The 17,366-nt window shown below is 57.5% G+C and carries 16 protein-coding genes; 3 read left to right on the plus strand and 13 right to left on the minus strand.

What is annotated here, in order from left to right; all coding sequences use genetic code 11:
* Positions 1-300 precede the first annotated feature (300 nt).
* Both QP868_RS10455 and QP868_RS10460 read right to left on the minus strand, forming a co-directional pair.
* The gene (locus QP868_RS10455; protein ID WP_284926507.1) at positions 301-684 is read right to left on the minus strand and encodes a hypothetical protein; all 384 of its coding nucleotides are present in this window, start codon (positions 682-684) and stop codon (positions 301-303) included.
* A 102-nt stretch (positions 685-786) separates the two neighbouring features.
* The gene (locus QP868_RS10460; RefSeq protein WP_284926508.1) at positions 787-1,494 is read right to left on the minus strand and encodes a DUF1345 domain-containing protein; all 708 of its coding nucleotides are present in this window, start codon (positions 1,492-1,494) and stop codon (positions 787-789) included.
* 348 nt (positions 1,495-1,842) lie between these two features.
* On the opposite strand from QP868_RS10460, the gene QP868_RS10465 reads away from it, so the two are divergent.
* Both QP868_RS10465 and QP868_RS10470 read left to right on the plus strand, forming a co-directional pair.
* Positions 1,843-2,229, plus strand: coding sequence for an iron chaperone (locus QP868_RS10465; protein WP_284926509.1), 387 nt, complete (start codon positions 1,843-1,845; stop codon positions 2,227-2,229).
* A 262-nt stretch (positions 2,230-2,491) separates the two neighbouring features.
* Complete coding sequence (locus QP868_RS10470) at positions 2,492-3,124, plus strand: DUF6891 domain-containing protein (RefSeq protein ID WP_284926510.1); 633 nt, start codon at positions 2,492-2,494, stop codon at positions 3,122-3,124.
* Between the two features lie 120 nt (positions 3,125-3,244).
* Here the strand turns inward: QP868_RS10470 and QP868_RS10475 are convergent, their stop codons facing one another.
* The 3 genes from QP868_RS10475 to QP868_RS10485 all read right to left on the minus strand — a co-directional run bounded on the left by QP868_RS10475 (position 3,245) and on the right by QP868_RS10485 (position 5,878).
* Complete coding sequence (locus tag QP868_RS10475) at positions 3,245-4,228, minus strand: phosphotriesterase family protein (RefSeq protein WP_284926511.1); 984 nt, start codon at positions 4,226-4,228, stop codon at positions 3,245-3,247.
* 122 nt (positions 4,229-4,350) lie between these two features.
* Positions 4,351-5,352, minus strand: a complete 1,002-nt coding sequence (gene arsB, locus QP868_RS10480) for an ACR3 family arsenite efflux transporter (protein ID WP_473964647.1) — start codon at positions 5,350-5,352, stop codon at positions 4,351-4,353.
* Between the two features lie 106 nt (positions 5,353-5,458).
* The gene (locus QP868_RS10485) at positions 5,459-5,878 is read right to left on the minus strand and encodes an arsenate-mycothiol transferase ArsC (protein ID WP_284926514.1); all 420 of its coding nucleotides are present in this window, start codon (positions 5,876-5,878) and stop codon (positions 5,459-5,461) included.
* 218 nt (positions 5,879-6,096) lie between these two features.
* Here QP868_RS10485 and QP868_RS10490 point away from each other — a divergent pair, with 218 nt between their 5' ends.
* A complete protein-coding gene (locus tag QP868_RS10490; RefSeq protein WP_284926515.1) occupies positions 6,097-8,628 on the plus strand; it encodes an ExeM/NucH family extracellular endonuclease in 2,532 nt (843 codons plus the stop codon).
* A gap of 109 nt (positions 8,629-8,737) precedes the next feature.
* Here QP868_RS10490 and QP868_RS10495 read toward each other — a convergent pair whose 3' ends face one another.
* The 8 genes from QP868_RS10495 to QP868_RS10530 form a co-directional block, all read right to left on the minus strand.
* On the minus strand, positions 8,738-9,565 hold the full coding sequence (locus QP868_RS10495; protein ID WP_284926516.1) for an enoyl-CoA hydratase: 828 nt from the start codon (positions 9,563-9,565) through the stop codon (positions 8,738-8,740).
* A 329-nt stretch (positions 9,566-9,894) separates the two neighbouring features.
* A complete protein-coding gene (locus QP868_RS10500; protein ID WP_284926517.1) occupies positions 9,895-10,350 on the minus strand; it encodes a DUF488 domain-containing protein in 456 nt (151 codons plus the stop codon).
* A 60-nt stretch (positions 10,351-10,410) separates the two neighbouring features.
* On the minus strand, positions 10,411-11,643 hold the full coding sequence (locus QP868_RS10505; RefSeq protein ID WP_284926518.1) for an NAD(P)/FAD-dependent oxidoreductase: 1,233 nt from the start codon (positions 11,641-11,643) through the stop codon (positions 10,411-10,413).
* A 27-nt stretch (positions 11,644-11,670) separates the two neighbouring features.
* Positions 11,671-12,339, minus strand: coding sequence for an ABC transporter permease (locus QP868_RS10510; RefSeq protein ID WP_284926519.1), 669 nt, complete (start codon positions 12,337-12,339; stop codon positions 11,671-11,673).
* Position 12,340: 1 nt separating this feature from the next.
* A complete protein-coding gene (locus QP868_RS10515; protein ID WP_284926520.1) occupies positions 12,341-13,060 on the minus strand; it encodes an ABC transporter permease in 720 nt (239 codons plus the stop codon).
* Positions 13,053-14,096 (minus strand): ABC transporter ATP-binding protein, encoded by a 1,044-nt coding sequence (locus QP868_RS10520; protein WP_284926521.1) that lies wholly within the window; start codon positions 14,094-14,096, stop codon positions 13,053-13,055. Before QP868_RS10520 ends, QP868_RS10515 begins: the two co-directional genes overlap by 8 nt.
* Positions 14,096-15,019: an ABC transporter substrate-binding protein gene (locus tag QP868_RS10525; protein WP_284926522.1), complete on the minus strand. Its 924-nt coding sequence runs from the start codon at positions 15,017-15,019 to the stop codon at positions 14,096-14,098. The genes QP868_RS10520 and QP868_RS10525 overlap by 1 nt, the downstream gene beginning before the upstream one ends.
* A gap of 11 nt (positions 15,020-15,030) precedes the next feature.
* Positions 15,031-17,184 (minus strand): CocE/NonD family hydrolase, encoded by a 2,154-nt coding sequence (locus QP868_RS10530; RefSeq protein WP_284926523.1) that lies wholly within the window; start codon positions 17,182-17,184, stop codon positions 15,031-15,033.
* Positions 17,185-17,366: the final 182 nt, after the last annotated feature.

Below are 17,366 nucleotides of genomic sequence, written 5' to 3' on the forward strand. Positions count from 1 at the left end.
CGGGGCACTGATCACGGCAAAATGCTGACCCGGCACCCGTGGACGCAACCGTTCGACTACGAACTGGCCACCGCGTTCATCGACTACCAACTTGAGACCAAAAAAGACGTGACCAGTTTCTGGATACCTAAATAAGGGTAAGCGGCACAGCACCTCGGCAGGCTCGAACCCCATGTGCGTCTAAATATCGCGCCTAAGAGCTTTTGTTCACCAAGTTGTTTGAAGGCCCGCCTAAAGCGAAACAAAACAACTTCCAAACAACTTTGAGGTCAACGCCGAGCACGAAGCGGTGTGCGGGGGTCAGTAGAAGGCCACCTCGGCGCCCCCGTACTCCACGACGGTGTAACCCCCGGTCCCGGTGGCGGCGAACTGCAGGCCCCGGCCGTGCTCACGATCCTCCGCCAGCCAGAAGGACACCCCGAAACGCCAGGGTTCCGGGGGTTCGGACAGCACGCACACGCTGGTCAGCTCAGGTTCCTCGCCGTCCGGAAATTCCTCCCGGATCCGCTCCCGTGCCACCGCCAACCACTCCGGGGCCTCCTCGAGAGTCTCAGCGATGCGCGCCGTCATCTCCAGTGACAGGGGAGCGTAAGCCGCATCGAGGTCATCGGAGAGGATGAGGCGGATCTGCCCCTCGCCCGGAATCTCGACGAGCGTCTCGAAATCGTGGAACTCGTAGTTCATGGTTTCTAGTGACCGCGGATAGCGGTGTCCTCCATAATCTCGACGTCATACTGCGAAATCTCGGCGGCTGGGACGGCACACAGGTGCTCGGTGGCTGACCCGTCACCGAGTCAGGGCGGAGATGGTGACCGAGACGATCATCGCGAGCACGAGTGAGTTGAACCCGAAGGCGACGATGACATTGGTGCGCATCTGCTTCCAGGCAGCCTTCGTGCGGATCTCTGCTGAAAGGCCGGCGGCCATGGTCGAGGCGAGCACTGCCAGGGTGAGGTAGTCGTCGAAATCCTCGGGCGGTTCGCCGTGGAAGCGGATGTGGCACTTCTCGGCATCGGGCAAGTTGAGGTGCATGTAAGCAGCGGCGAAGGCAAAGATCATGAACACCCAGGCGGCGGCAACGGCGTGGAGACCGAGTGCGAGGTACAGCGGCGACTGGCGCACCATCTCAGTCTGGGCGAGCACGACGGTCAGGAAAATGGCGAAGGCGGCAGCGGTGACGGCGAAGTTCGTCGCACCGGTGAACCCGAACGCCCGCGCCCACCAGCGCTTCTGCGTCCGGACTTCGCGACGCACCTGGCCGATGAGCGCCGATCCGCTTAGGGGCTTGTAGCACCGCATCGTCCACGAGACGTAGATGATAACGAAAAGGTTCCAGAAGAGCAGATAGAAGAGGACGAGGAGCTCTGTCCGCAGCGATCTGCCCGTCGGGTCCGGGCGCAACAGGTAGACCCAGGCCGTTTCGATCAGCACGGTCAGGAGGATCGCCGAAACGGTCGAAACGAAGTAGCGGACGGCATCGGTCGCACTCTTCAACGGCTTATCCTCACTCGCATCGCAGATTCGGTGCTGAGAACAGTGTAGCAAGGAAGGAGCGGTGTGTGTCGGCGCTCGGCCGTGACGGTCACAGTCGAGTCCTGCCGGGGTGGCGCGGATTCGCTAAAGCGAATTACTCTACAACCCTCAAACAGGCTTGTAGAGTAAACACCACTTTTGTTCGTTTTGTTCACGTTTTGGGCCCAAAATCGGCTAGTTACCCACCACAACTCAGGGAAAACCAGTTTGATGTGTTGGGTAGTTGGGTGGAGGCGAACCCCGCACAACTAACACCCCACCGCCATGAGATTTAACTCTGGCACGGCATCTCTCATATACGTTTGAGCCATGGCGTTGAAAACACTGGGCGAATTCCTCGACACGATTCCTCAAGGCGACAAGCGCGACCGCATGGTCGAAGTCCTCGACTGGGTCGCGTCCACCTACCCAGAACTTGAGCTGCGCATCGCTTGGAGCCAACCCATGTTCACCCACCACGGGACGTTCATCATCGGTTTTTCAGCCGCGTCGAAGCACATGGCAATGTCCCCTGAACGCTTCACCATGATCCACTTTGAAGAGCTGCTAAAAAGCCGGGGCACTGATCACGGCAAAATGCTGACCCGGCACCCGTGGACGCAACCGTTCGACTACGAACTGGCCACCGCGTTTATCGACTACCAGCTTGAGGCCAAGAAAGACGTCACCAGTTTCTGGATGCCTAACGAAGGGTAAGCGGCACACCACCTCGACGGGCGCTCACCTGCCAGCTCCGCACCACCTACGAACCACCTCGGCGGGCGGGTGCGCAGGCGGGCTGAACCCGTTTACCCACCACAACTCGAATCGATGCGTTGAGTAAACACCACTTTTGTTCGTTTTGTTCACGTTTTTGGGCGAAAATCGGCTAGTTACCCACCACAGCTCGCGGAAATCCAGTCAGTTGTGTTGGGTAGTTGAGCAACTGAAAGCCACGCCCCCAACGTAAGATCAAAGTATGACTTCACATGCCATGTTGAATTCGGCTTATCCTCCATCTGAAGGCTTCTACTTCTCTGAGACCATCGAAGAAGACATCGCGCTCATGCTGTGCCATGGCGCCACTTACGACGAGGTGTACACCTACTACACGCAAGACCCTGAGGATGACCCGTGGCAGGATCGCGAAACGGAGATCGACCCTCAACCTGAGTCACTCGAAGAGCTCATCCGCATGGTCAGCGAGGAGTACAAGCGGGCGGTCCCGCATGCCTCGGAGGACGCCACAAAAATCGCAGGCCTTGAGGACGCGTTCAAACAACGCAACCTCGCCTGGTCCTTTGACGAAGGCTGGGACAAAGGTGAAGCCGCACAGGATGGCGTAGAAAAAGCCCGCGAGATCAACGCCGACGGCTACGCGTACTGCACCCTGCAAGACGTTGACGGGCTCATTCACACCGGCACGCTCTACATCGGCTATTCCTCCACGAGCGCGCAGGAAGAAGAAACCCGCACCATCGGCCACCGGGTGTGCGAAGTGCTGAAAGAACAAGGCCTTCACCCCACGTGGGACGGCAACACGGGAGCGCGCATCGTATGTTCGGGCCTGCGCTATGAGCTGGCGCTCGCTGACGACTTCCCGTCTCAGTGACCCGGTAGGGTTGGCGGGGCTTCCTACGTAGGCCGAGGTGGTTGGCACGGGGCGACCGGCACCACCTCGGCCCGCACCCACCTACGCACCACCTCGGCGGGCGGAGCCGAGCGCAGGTCTCTAGCTGAAGTACCGGCGCACGTTGTCCACCAGCATCGCGTCAATCTGCTCCTCGCTCACGCCACGTTCAAGCAGAGCCGGGAGCACGTCTTCACTGATGTGCCGGTAGTTCCAGTTGGGCACGGCCTGAGCTTTTGCCTGCGGGTCGAACCAGTCGATGAAACACGAAGCGTCGTGCGCAAGCACCATCCTGTCGGCGTATCCGCGTTTAGCAAGTTCAGCTACCGTGTCCACGCGCTGTTCGAACGGCAACAGCACGTCTAGACCGAACCGGTCCATACCCAGGATCGAACCGGCGTCGGCCAGTTCCATGAGGTAGTCCAGATCGGCTGAGTCACCCGAGTGCCCGATGACCACCTTGGTCAGATCGGCCCCTTCTTCGCGCAACACCCGTTGCGCCTCCAGGCCACTGCGATTGTGCACATTGGTGTGCACGGTAATGGGGGCGCCGGTGCGCACATGCGCTTGAGCAACCGCCCGCATAACCCGCTCAACACCCGGAGTCAGTCCCTGTTCTTCAATCGCACACTTGAGGAACCCAGCCTTCACGCCCGTTCCGGCGATCCCGTTCTCAATGTCATTGACAAACACTTCGGTCATGGGTTCGGGCACATCAAACAACAGCCCGGGACCTGAATAGTGGAACTGGAACGGCACCTCGTTGTACGTGTAGATACCTGTGGCGACCACAATGTTGAGGTCGATCTGCTCAGCAATCCGTTGGATGCGCGGAATATAACGCCCCAGGCCAACCACAGTGGGGTCCAGAATCGAGTCGATTCCTAACGACTTCAACTCGTTCAGATCACGCACAGCCTGCGCGATCTTCTCTTCCTCATCCCAGTCAGCCTGGTAGTTCTGCCTAAATTCCTCGCCCACAACAAACACGTGTTCGTGCGCAAGGGTCTTCCCCAGCTGTTCAACCGGGATGTTGCCCGTAACCGTGGGCACCATTTTCGTTGCAGATGTTTCAACGGCGTTCATATCGTCACTTCCTTGTGAATCGTGTAGCCAAGTACTCGCACACTGTCACGACCTATGCGCCACCGGCAATACGTTCTCAACCTGCGGAACGCCTTACCTACCTCCCACCGCCGAGGTGGGTGTCACCTCGGGGTAGGAACCGAAGAGTCCCCGGGGAACAGACGCGGACCAAGCGCGCGCATCACGTACACCAGGCCAACCAAAACGGGAATTTCAACCAATGGTCCGATGGTTCCAGCAAGGGCTTGCGGTGACGTGGCACCAAACGTGCCGATCGTCACCGCGATTGCAAGCTCAAAGTTGTTACCCGCGGCAGTAAACGCCGTCGACGCGCTCTGCGCGTAGTTCATCCCTGATGCGCGAGACGCAATCAGAGCTACAGCAAACATGCCCACGAAGTACACCAAAAGCGGCACCGCAACACGCGCCACGCTCAACGGATTGTTCAGAACCTGTGTTCCCTGAAGGCAGAACAACACAACGATCGTGTAGAGCAGTCCCAGCATGGCTAACGGTGAAATACGTGGAATGAAGTGGTTCTCAAACCATTCTCTTCCCTGTAGTCGCTCGCCCAATACACGCGAAAGAACTCCCAAAGCCAACGGGATTCCAAGGAAGATCAAGACACTTTTGACGATTGCCCAAAACGAAAAGTCGGCACTAGCCGTGTCCCAACCAAGCCAGCCCGGAAGGATCTGAAGATAAAACCAACCCAAAACCGAAAACATGAGTAGCTGAAACACGGAGTTGATCGCCACTAACACTGCTGTTGCTTCACGGTCTGCACACGACAAATCACTCCACACAAGCACCATGGCAATGCATCGCGCCAGACCCACAATGATGAGACCAGTTCTCAGTTCCGGCTCGTTTGCCAGAAACACCCACGCGAGCACAAACATGAGAAGTGGCCCGGCCACCCAGTTGAGTAGTAGCGAGAGAACCATCAGCTTGCGATCGCGTGCGATTTCCCGCGCCTTGTCAAAGCGGACTTTTGCGAGTGGCGGGTACATCATGACCAGCAGGCCAAGTGCAATCGGCAACGAGATGTCACTGATCTTGAATCGGTTCAGAAGGTCTGAACTCTGCGGAACCCACACGCTAAGAGCTACCCCTACGGCCATTGCGCAAAGGATAAAAACGGGAAGCAAGCGGTCTAACGCGGAGAGTTTTGGAGTTTCAGATGCGGACGGTGCAGGCACAGAATTCCTGTTCGATCAGTGGTGTGGTCTAGCAGTGAGATGTAAGTTGAGCGATCAAGGCATCGACTCGCTTACTGATTTCATCTCGGATGAGTGTCATGCGTTCTTCGCCTTCAATTCCTCGGAGAGAAGGTTCGTCGATGTCCCACGTTTCAACCGAACCACGCATGCCTTCAACCTGATCGACCTGAGCAGTTCCACCAACAACGACAACACGGTCCACTGAACGTAACAGATCAGGGTCAATAGGTTTGGGGTATTCGCCTTTGAACGACGCCCCCACCGCTTCAACACTCTTACGCGATTCTTCATTCAAAGAATTTCCCGGTTGGGTTCCGCCTGAAAACACATCGATTGCATTTCCTGCCTTCTTACGTGCTAGAGCAGCAGCCATCTGGCTCTTGCCACCGTTCTTCACGCACACAAAAAGGACGTTTGGTTTCTTCATGGATTTCCTCACATGGGCAAGTGGGTCGGCCGACAAACACTACGCGTCATTGTAATGACCACCAACACGACACACTGTCACGTCACCAGCCCCACGTAACCAACTGTTCAACTGAGGTTGAACATCACACCACCTACCTGGGCGCATATTCGACTAGCGTCGAAACGTCAATACTCACGCACCTATCCCCATCCCCACTCCCGAGGATTTGGACACCCATGTCGCACACACAAACCCGCTCACTGTTCGCAGTGTTAGCCCTGCTGATCGCTTCGGTAGCACTGCCTGTGCTGCCAGCGCTGGCGGCTAACAAGATCTACATTTCTGAAATCGCATACGCCGACAACACCGGCGACTTCATCGAAATCGCAGCCCCTGCAGGCACCAAGCTGGACGGCTGGAAGGTGGGCACAGTCACCCGAGGTGGCACCGTCCAAGACGCCACCAACGTCCGCACGCTCGCCAACACCGTCGTGGGCGACTCCGGGGCTGTCGCAATTAAAATCCCCATCACGAACACCGTCAAAAGCGGGGCGCAAACCGATGGAGCTTATGGCGCCTCGGCGTTCTTGATCAGCCCTGACGGCAAGATCGCGTCCTTTGACACGATCGGTGGCAACGCGGGTAAGCCTGGCGTAGAGGCCGGGTCCAGTGCCCACACGCCCGAGGTGCTCGCCGGCAACCGCGCCACCTCCACCGGGGCGACCGCCGGCAAGGGGAAGTCGATTGCACTGATCAACGGGAAGTGGGTCGCAGGTGCCCCCACCCCTGGCACGTTGCCTGAAGGTGCAGGCGCCCCGAACCCATCGGAGCCAACACCTGAGCCAACTCCTGAACCGACGGACGAACCGACAGCTGAGCCGACCTCGGAACCGACTCCAAAGCCAACGACGGAACCCACCGAGGAACCAACCGACAAGCCCACCGACCCTGCCGAACCAGGTGACGTGACACCGATCCGCGACATCCAGGGCACCAGCGACAAGAGCCCCATGGTGGGCAAGACCGTGACCACCCGCGGGATCGTCACCGCCGCCTACCCCACCGGCGGACTCAACGGGTACTACATCCAAACCCCGGGGACAGGGGGAGCTGAGCACGACCTCGGCGGGCCGTCTGACGGAATTTTCGTGTACTCCTCCGACACCGTCAAGGACGTCAAGCGTGGCGACTTTGTGCAGGTCAACGGGCAAGTGAGCGAGTTCTACGGGCTCACCCAGATTTCTGTGAAGGCCGGCGGCATGAAGCAGCTGAAAGAAGCGGCACCGGAAGTGAAACCGTACGAAGGCGAGATCCCAACCGGTGATGAAAACCGCGAATCGCTCGAAGGCATGGTGGTCCAGCCCACCGGCGACATCACGGTGACGGACAACTACTCGACGAACAAGTTCGGTGAGGTTGCGCTCGTCAACGGCAAGGAAGCCCTCTACCAGCCCACCGATAAATTCCGTCCGGGTTCAAAGGAAGCCACTGACCTCGCTAAACGGAATAGTGAGCGCACCTACCTGCTGGACGACGGGTCCACCCTGAACTTCCTCACCAAGGCGCAGGGTACTCCGGTTTCCTACCTGGACAACGAACAGCCGGTGAGGGTCGGCGCGGAGGTGACGTTCACCTCGGCGGCAGTATTCAGCTACGGCCACGAAGCCTGGCGCCTGCAGCCCGTGGGGGCACTCACGGACCCCGAGGCGGGAGTCGACGAACCTGCCAAGTTCGGCAACGACCGCCCTGCCTCCCCGGAACTGTCCGGCGGGAAACTCGCGAGCTTCAACGTGCTCAACTTCTTCCCCACCACCGGTGACCAGCTCAAGGGCTGCTCCTACTACAAGGACCGCGAAGGCAACCCCATCACCGTCAACGGCGGCTGTGACGCACGCGGGGCGGCGAACCTCGAATCGCTGAGCCGCCAGCAGATCAAGATCCTCAACGCGATCAACCAGATGGACGTCGCGGTGCTGTCGCTGGAAGAGTTGGAGAACTCGGAGAAGTTCGGCAAGAACCGCGACTTCGCGATCACCTACCTGGTGCGTCAGCTCAACAAGCAGGCTGGGTACGGCAAGTGGGCAGCTGTGACGTCGCCTAAGTCGGTGCCTTCCACGGGTGACGACGTGATCCGCACCGGCTTCATCTACCAGCCGGCGCACGCTGACACTGAGGGTGCCTCGGAGATCCTGGACAACCCGGCGTTCTCGAACGCGCGTGCACCACTGGCGCAGAAGTTCGTGATGAAGAAGGACGGGAAGGCGACAGGGGAATCGTTCGTGGCGGTGGTGAACCACTTCAAGTCGAAGGGTTCAGGTAAGGGACCCGGCAACGAGGATTCTGGTGACGGTCAGGGCAACTCCAACGCTGACCGCGTTAAGCAGGCAAAAGCCGTAGTCACGTTTGCCGATGCGATGAAGAAGAAGGCGCAGACTAACAACGTGTTCCTGTTGGGTGACTTCAACTCCTACACGCAGGAAGACCCCATGCAGGAGTTCTACAAGGCTGGCTACGTTGACGCGGGCGAAAAGTTCGAGGCTGAACCGACCTACCTGTTTGGCGGTCAGCTGGGCAGCTTGGACCACGTGCTGGCAAACGATGCCGCTGCCAAGGGGTTGAAGGGGGCGTACACCTGGACCATCAACTCGCGTGAGTCCGTGGCCCTGGAGTACTCCCGCTACAACTACAACGTGACCAACTTCTACGACCCATCACCGTTTAGGTCATCCGACCACGACCCCACGATCGTGGACTTCGACCTGAAGTAGGCGGTTGCGTGGCCCGGGCCTGACGGCGCAAAGCGAGCGATACGGCGCATTATCTTGCGCCGTATTGTTCGTTTAGCGCAGCTTACAGGCGGTTGTTTTGCAAACGGTTTTACAGGCGGTTTTCCCACTGGGGTTCGCGTTTGGTGAGGAACGCGTCGATACCTTCTTGCGCGTCGTGGCCCACCGCGTTGTTGGCCATGACTTGGGCCATGTGCGCGTAGGCGTCTTCTGTGCTCAGGTTGATCTGTTCGTAGAAGCCGCGTTTGCCCACCGCCACCGTGGCGCTGGAAGCCTTGGCCACCGACTGTGCGACAGCGAGCGTGGCATCTTCCAGTTCCTCGTCGCTCACCACGTGGGAGACTAGGCCAAAGTTCAGGGCTTCGTTTGCATCCAGGAGCTCACCGGTGAGCAGCATGCGAAGTGCGGTTTTGCGCGGGACGGCTCGGCTGAGTGCTACCTGCGGGGTGGAGCAGAACAGGCCGATCTTCACCCCCGGTGTCCCAAATTTCGCCGAGGTGGCAGCCACCGCCAGATCGCACGTAGCTACCAGCTGGCAACCGGCCGCCGTTGCCACACCCTGCACTTGAGCGATCACGGGTTGCGGGATCCGTTGGATGAGCAGCATGAGCTGGGAACACAGGTCGAAAATGTGTTGCTGGGTGGCGAGGTCTGCGCCCCGGATTTCTTTCAGATCATGCCCGGAACTAAACACGTGACCTGCGGTTTTGAGGATGACCGCGTGAACGTCACTGCGCTCGCCAAGTTTGGTGAACGCGTCGATGAGGTCCGTCATCACGGGCACGGATAGCGCGTTACGAGTCTTGAGCGAATCGATCAACACCGTGGCCACGGTGTTCTCGACGGTCACACGGACGGTGGTGTCCGTGGTGTCGTTGCTGGCATCGTTGGGGTTCTGTGCATGAGCTTCGTTGGTCATACGTTCAGTGTGCCACGTCACTCAGCACTTGTGCGCAACACATCACACCCGCCGAGCCGTAAACGGCGCCAACGTCATACCCAAGGTGCCGTGACCGGTGAGGACTGTGACACCTCGGCCGATTTCCTTAAACACCGGCAACCCGTCCGCTCCACTGGCGTAGGAGTTCTACAAGGCTGGCTGCGTGGACCGTGCCGGTTGGGCTAGTCCGGTTGGCTACTGGGCCCGGCCCCACTCTGACGGAAGTCGACTGACTACTTGCGACGACCTCGGGCATTGTCCGCTCGGGGTCGTCGCAGTTTCCGCGCGGTGTTTGGGTGAAGCCGTTGCTACGAAATGTGTTCGTTGAGCCAGTCAGCAAGCACGTTGGCGTGGTTGTGAGTGCGATCCTTGGCTGCATACACGAGCACCACTGGAGTGTCGCTGGTGCGCACTGTATCGATGAGAAGGGATAGTTGCCCGAGGTCGTCGTCGGGCACATCTAGGTTCCGTGGGACCGCGTTAGTGTTCGTTTGGTGAGGGCGTTGAGTTTCGTTGAGTTCGGCCAGCTGTTGATCGAGTTCGTGGCAGTACCGTTGGCTGAACTCCTTGAACTTATGTGGGTCGTGCCCGAACCATTTACGTAGCTCGGGTGATGGCGCGACCTTGGGGAGGTGCGCGAGGAGATTCACTGAGTCTTTCTTCACCCCGCGTGGCCACAAACGGTCTACCAGAATTTCGGTGCCACGATACTCCACGTCACCGGATCGCAGGTCATGAATTTTGGCTGTTTCAACCCGTTTCATGGCTTCAGTCTAGGCGTGTGGCCTCGAGTTACAGGCCCGGGCTGGTGGCACGGCCCTACGTCACTCATAGCGCTTACTCAACAGCTCCAACACCCGCCGAGCCGTAAACGGCGCCAACGTCATTCCCAAGGTGCCGTGACCGGTGAGGACTGTGACACCTCGGCCGATTTCCTTAAACACCGGCAACCCTTCCGCGGTCATGGGGCGGCTGCCGATCCGCGCAACCGCGCCCTCCCGGTCCAACTCACCCACCGCCGGAACTAGGCGGGTGGCCGCACGCACCAGGGCATCAATCTCAACAGGCGTGGGCGCCGTGCGCGACTCACCGCCGAACCGCATTCCCCCTGATAGGCGCACACGTGTGTCCGCCGGGTTGATCACCACGTGGTCGTCAATACTCATGAGCGCCCGCGAGGCCACCGGCCCGTCAGTGGGGATCTCCACGCTCCAGCCCACACCGGGTTCCACCGCAACGCGCCCGCCAAAAAGCCGGGCAACCTGGTCGCTTTGGGCACCAGCGGCAATGACGACGTGGCGGGCGCGGAAGTGCTCGCCGAGGTCGGTCTCTACGGACGCCACTCCCCCACCTGTGGCCGCGCGCCCCGAGGTGACGGTCGCTTTGTGGAAGCGGGCGCCTCGGGATTGGGCGGCGTTACGCACGGTTGCGGTGACGTGGCCGGGGTGGAAGGAAACGTCGTCGGGGTAGAACACTCCCCCGGCGATGTCGCTGGCGAGCGCGGGCTCGCAGGCGCGGGTTTCAGCGGCGTCGAGGAGCTGGCTACGAACCCCGGCGGGGGCCACGCTGGCGGCTTCGCGGGCTTGAGCGCGCAGGGCTTTCGGCGAGGTGGCCACGTAGAGCCAGCCGGTTCGGCGCAGGTGCAGGTCGGTCGATTCGCGTTGTTCGAGTTCGGCGTAGAGGTCCACGCTGGTGCGTGCCATGTTGTAGATGGTGCGGATGTGGCGTTTGGCGTGTCCGGGGCGTGAGGCCCACGCGAACTTCGGCAACCAACCCAGGGTGCGTGGTGTCAGCGGGGTGGCGAGCTCGATGCCTCCCCCACCTGCGAGAACGGCTTTTGCCCCGGTGAAAAGGGCGCGCGGGTTGGACATGGGTTGGGCGTAACTGAGCGCCAGAATCCCAGCGTTCGCACACGAGGCGGCTGGCTCCGGCATCGGGTCAAAAACCTCTACGTTCCACCCGGCGAGCGCACACTCATACGCCAGAAAGCTGCCGACGATTCCGCCGCCAACAATGATGATCGACTGCGAGCTGGGCTTGGTGTGCGGGTTGGGCATGGTCCCGAAAATCCATCCTCTAGAAGACTAGCCTTGTGCCAACCCAGTTGACATCCGCTTAACGCCAGCAGGCGCAACCAGTTTGAGAAGAAGGGCCATGAGTTGATCGGCCAGGATGGACAAGAGCGCAACCCAAAGCGCAGCGGCGATGACACCTTCCATTCCGTAAGCCACCTGGTTAAGGATAATGTCACCCAGTCCGCCACCACCAGCAATGGTTGCCAACGTTGCTGATGAAACAACAAGCACAGTGGAGGTGCGCAAACCAGCGAAGATCGTGGGAAGTCCCAACGGAAGTTCCACGTTCCACAGGACCTGTAATGGTGACATGCCCATTCCACGCGCGGCTTTCGTAATGCTGCGGTCGATAGAGTTCAACGCTTCGAAGGCGTAACTCAATATTGGTGGGACAGCAAGAAGAACAAGGGCAATCGTGACGTTAACCAGTCCAATTCCAACTAGCCCAATAAAGATGGCGATGAGCGCCAAACTGGGCAACGCGCGACCAATATTCGTCAAGCTCACAGCAAGGAACTCGCCTTTGTGAATGTGCCCTAGCCAAAGCCCCACCGGCAGGCCAATAAGCACCGATATTGCGAGCGCAATGAGCGACACATAAACGTGTTCACCAGTTTTTTCCAACAGAAGGCCAAAGTTGTTGACCATAAAGGGAAACGCCTTTGCAAATGTCTCCATGTCACACCCGCGCTTTCGCCCAAGGAGTTAGCAAGCGCCCGGTGATTGCAAGCACTCCGTCGAGGACAAAGGCCAGCAATACGGCTAGTGCACCGGCGCCAATGAACTGCGTATTGAAAGGTGATGATATTGCTTTCAGAATCGGGGAACCTAGCCCATCATCGACGACAAACGCTGCAATTGTTGCGATACTCACCGTTAAAACTGTCGCAATTCGAAGCCCCGAAATGATCGACGGGATCGCGAGCGGAAGTTCGATCTTACGAAGAATCTGACTTTCCTTTAACCCCATGCCACGAGCAGCCTTGATGACATCTTGCGGCACCGAAGCCAGCCCCGCGAGAACCGCCCGGAACAAAATGACAAGAGTAAAGCACACAAGTGCGATCTCTACAGTCAAGAAGGTCAACCCAGTTAGTGGCACCAAAAGCTGAAACAACGCCAACGGTGGCAGCGTGTACAGGAACGTTGCAACCATCCCGAAAGGTGCAGTCAATACTTGGCGCTTAAACGCCAGGATCGCAGCCACAAATGCGATGACAAAACCAATCGCAACTGCGACAACTGTCATCCACACGTGACTTACAAGCGCTGGCCAAAAGACATCGGGCCACTGAGCGACGAACCAATCGACACAAAAAGCCTCATTGTTCTTCACGCAGTCACTTGCATCACCGAAATCGGGGATGACTGGTGTCTTAGATGGCGCGAATTCACTCATCGCCACGCTCCTGCCGTTGAGCGTCTTCCGCGCTCTCCCGCGCCAAAGCGTCTGGGGACACAAGCACTTCCACCGGCAATGAGGCGACCCTCTTTCCCTCACTGGTGATTACCATAACGCCTCGAGCACCTTCGCTTGCCGCTACAGACAGAGCGTTACGGACGCTGGAATCTTCTGACACCTCGGGCCAACCATCCTGTGTACCCGGTTCCAGACGATCTCCTGCAGTTTTAGTCAGATCACCCATGCTAAACACGGACAGCCGTTTCAACCCACGCTCTTCACCCAGGAATTCTGCAACGAAATCGTCCGCCGGGTTACTCAAGATTTCTTCAGGGGTCGCAAACTGCGCCAATTTTCCGCCTGGTTTCAGAATCGCAATTCGGTCAGACATTTTGATTGCTTCATCAATGTCGTGAGTGACGAACAACGTTGTCTTACCCAGCGATTTCTGAACAGCAAGGAACTCGTTTTGCACACTGGTGCGGGTGATGGGGTCGAGTGCCCCGAAAGGCTCGTCCATCAGCATGACTGGTGGGTCTGCCGCAAGCGCACGCGCAATTCCAACACGTTGTTGCTGACCACCGGACAGTTGTGACGGATACCGTGTAGCCCAATCAGAGGCGGGTGTCAGCCCCAGGAGCTCCAAGAGCTCATCCACACGATTCGCGATCTTTTGCTTGTCCCACCCAATGATTTTTGGAACAACCGCAATGTTGTCAGCCACGGTCAAGTGAGGGAAAAGCCCTGACTGTTGGATCGCGTAACCGATTTGGCGACGCAGCTCAATGGGTTGCATGTCCATGATTGACTGATCGCCGATACGAATGTCGCCACTCGTCAGATCTACCAAGCGGTTGACCAACTGCAGTGCGGTCGTTTTTCCGCCACCGGACGGTCCTACGAGACATACGAGTTCGCCGGCTTTGATGTCCAGGTTCAGCGAATCCAGTGCTGGCTTGTCAGAGCCGGGATACGTCTTACAGACGTCTTTGAAAGTGATTGCCGAGGTCGTTGGAGTTTCCGTTGCGTTCATTATTCCTCGATGAGGTTGTTAGCGATAAGAAATTGACGTGCGACTTGAGACGGGTCGAGCCGATTAATTGCTACGGCACCGTTGAGAGCCTGAATTGCTTCCGTGGTCAGGAGTGCGTGTATTGAGTTGAGAGTGTCAGTCACCTCAGGACCAACGCGGTCTGCGATATCGTTCCGAAGAACCGGAACGACATTTTGGAAACCGAAAATGTTGAGAGTGTCTTCGAGAACAACAAAGTTAGACCGCAGAAGTTGCGGGTCCGTTGTGAACACGTCAGCAGCTTGGACGTCACCGTTTTCTAAAGCGGCGTAGTTCAAACCGATTGAAAGGGTCTTGAGCTTCATCTCGTCGAGCTTGTAGAACTCAACGATCCCTTCGTACCCGTTTTGTCCTGTGACGTTGTCTGGGTATGTGGTGTAGGTAAATGGCCCGACTTTATGAAGGTCTTCCATTGTTTTGAGGCCATGCTTTTGGGCGAAGTCTTTTGTGACCGCTACTGCGTTTTTGTTCTCAAACGGAGTTGCATTGAGGATGGTCACGCCACGCGAAGCTTCATACTCCTTGGCCTCTTGAAATGTCTCTTCAGCTGTTTCTTGTAGCTTGTCTTCACCGGCTAAGGACTGGAGGATAACTCCGGTGTATTCGGGGTAAATGTCGACTTGGCCGCTCATCATTGCGGTGTCAATGATGTTTGTTGATCCCACATTGGTTTTCAGATCAATCTCGTAACCGAGCTCTCGCAGTGCTTGGGCGTACATCTCGCCCATAATCCAACTTTCTGCGAACCCCTTCGAACCTACAGTAATCCTGCCAGCCGATTTCGCTTCTTGAGTCGCACCTGATGGCGAACAACCAGTCAGAGCAAGAGAACTGCCAGCGCCGACTAGGAGGGCGTTACGTAAGAATTTTCTCCGCGAAGTCACGTCAGTATCTTTCAGTTTAGATCGCGCGGAATTTCCGCTTGGGTTTCACGTGTGCGGAAAGGTTTTCCGCCGTCAAAAGCTTCAAGGCGGTTGGAAACAAGGAAGCGTGTTTCGTCACCGTTCATTCGACTTTCAGTTCGAATTTCAACATCCCACGCGTTTGGTTCAGCGCTACCGTCAAGATTGTTACTTGGTGGTTCCAGTCCATCGCGTCGGTATTTTACGATTCGGGTACACACTGCTTCCGCACTTGTGGCATCGTTTGGGTTCCGTGTGTACTTATCGCATTCGTAGGTGTAGTAGTACAGCCTGTTTGACGTATCGAACTGCCAGTCTTCAGTGATGATGCGGACTGTCGTTTCGCCTGAAACCATGTCCACGTCAAGCAACCGTTTCATGGGGGCGCCACCAAGTTCGATAGGACTGTGCAGTGTGGCAGGTGGTTCCCGAAACTCAGGTTGGGACCATTCGTCAGGTTGATCACCAGGCTGCACTGTCTTTGGTGCACGCACTGGGAGCTCAAGCGATGCGTGTTCGACAGTAATGGTGGTTTCCTGCGGTGAAGGCCAAAGTAACGGCCAGCACGAAGCTGAAACTGCCATGCGAATCTTGTGCCCGCGCTTAAAGCGGTGCGCCGTGGCGAGGAGCAGGAATGTAGCTTTCACTGTTTCACCCGGCACCACGGGTGACGGTGATTCGTGTGAGTCACGGTGAGTGAGATTAAACAAGCCCATGGTTATCAAGTGGGAGCTGCCATCTGGTGCGACGTCGCATAGCCTCACTGCAACAACACCAGTTTCATGGCTTGATTGTGCGTGAAGGTTGACTTGTGGGGTACCAACGATTTCGACGTCTGATTCGGCAACCTCCCATTCAACGACGAACGACTGTTCGTCATCTGTTCGCTGATCAACAGGTTGCCCGGCAGCAGGACCAAACTGAAGCCAGCTTCCTGCTGTGGTGCCGATCGGTGCAGTTGAAAGTTGCGCACGCTGGCCATTGCAGCTTCCTTGTTTCTCAGTGAACTGTGTCGGTGTGACGTTCGGCGAGGGCCAGTGCTGTTCAGCGACCCAACGACCGGGACGGTACTCGATGTCGGTACCTACAGGTGCAGAGTCAGGTATGTAAGCACGCAATTGCGGTTGGGTATCGACGCCGTTGTCCACATCACTCATCCAGTGGTCCCACCAGCGAACACATTCTGCGATGAAGTCAATGGCAGGTCCAGGAACGCCTTGATGTGGGTAGTTATGTGCCCAAGGCCCCAGGAGAGCGTGCACTGTGCATGAGGCTGTTTCCATCAGCCGGAAGAGGGTAGTCCGGTACTCATCGAGTAAGCCACCAACTGCAAGCACTGGCACTTGAATGGCCTGCGGATCTTCACACACAGATGCGTGTTTCCAGTAGGAATCGCGACGTTGGTGACTGAGCCAATCCTCTATATTGACAGGTGCATCGTCGATACGTTTGGCCCAGTCTTCGCGCCAGCCTTCACCAACCACGTCTGGGTCTTGTGGGCGCGCGTTGTAAGCCCACATTGTTGACGCCCAGGACAGCATTTGGTCTGCAACGATCGCTCCACCGTTGTAGTGCACGTCATCGGCGTACCTGTCATCTGTTGAGCAAACACTAATGACGGCGGCGAGCTCTGGTGGCCGCAAGGCAGCGAGTTGAAGACCATTGAAACCGCCCCATGACTTACCAATGATCCCAACTTTGCCGTTGCACCAGGGTTGCTCACCGATCCAGCGCAAAACCTCCAGCCCATCTGACAGTTCGGTCTCTGAGTACTCGTCCGTCATTAAACCTGTTGAATCACCACACCCGCGCAGGTCGACGCGAATGCTCACGTAGCCGGCTCGAGCGAACTCAGGGTGAATGGTTAGGTCCCGTGCGGCTGTCATGTCGTTTTTGCGGTATGGAATGTATTCCAAAACAGCGGGAACTGGCTCGTCGTGGCAGTTCTCGGGCATCCACATACGTGCCGAAAGTTCCGTTCCGTCACTCAACGGAATTCGCGTGTGTGGGACAGTTTTAACAGTTGCGGGGTTGGAGCGGTATCGACCTGAAGAAAAACCATTCACCTTGTCAGCAGACGAGGTTTGGTTCGTGACGTTTGAGTTTTGCGCATCATTAAAAATACCTGGCCCCGCATAATCAGTCATGAAATCAACCTAACACGGAAGACGGTGGCCATTTATTCGGCTTTGGGAGAGTTAGGTTTTAAACATGAATAGTTTCTACCCCGGGTGATTCGGCACGATACAAAAAGTCCAGATCTCTGAGGGCAGGAGTTCTCGGCTATAACCGCACCATGCATCTCAAAACTGCTTGCTCTAAGTCGAAC

The sequence above is a fragment of the Brevibacterium sp. UMB1308A genome (genome assembly GCF_030230605.1).
Lineage (GTDB): Bacteria > Actinomycetota > Actinomycetes > Actinomycetales > Brevibacteriaceae > Brevibacterium.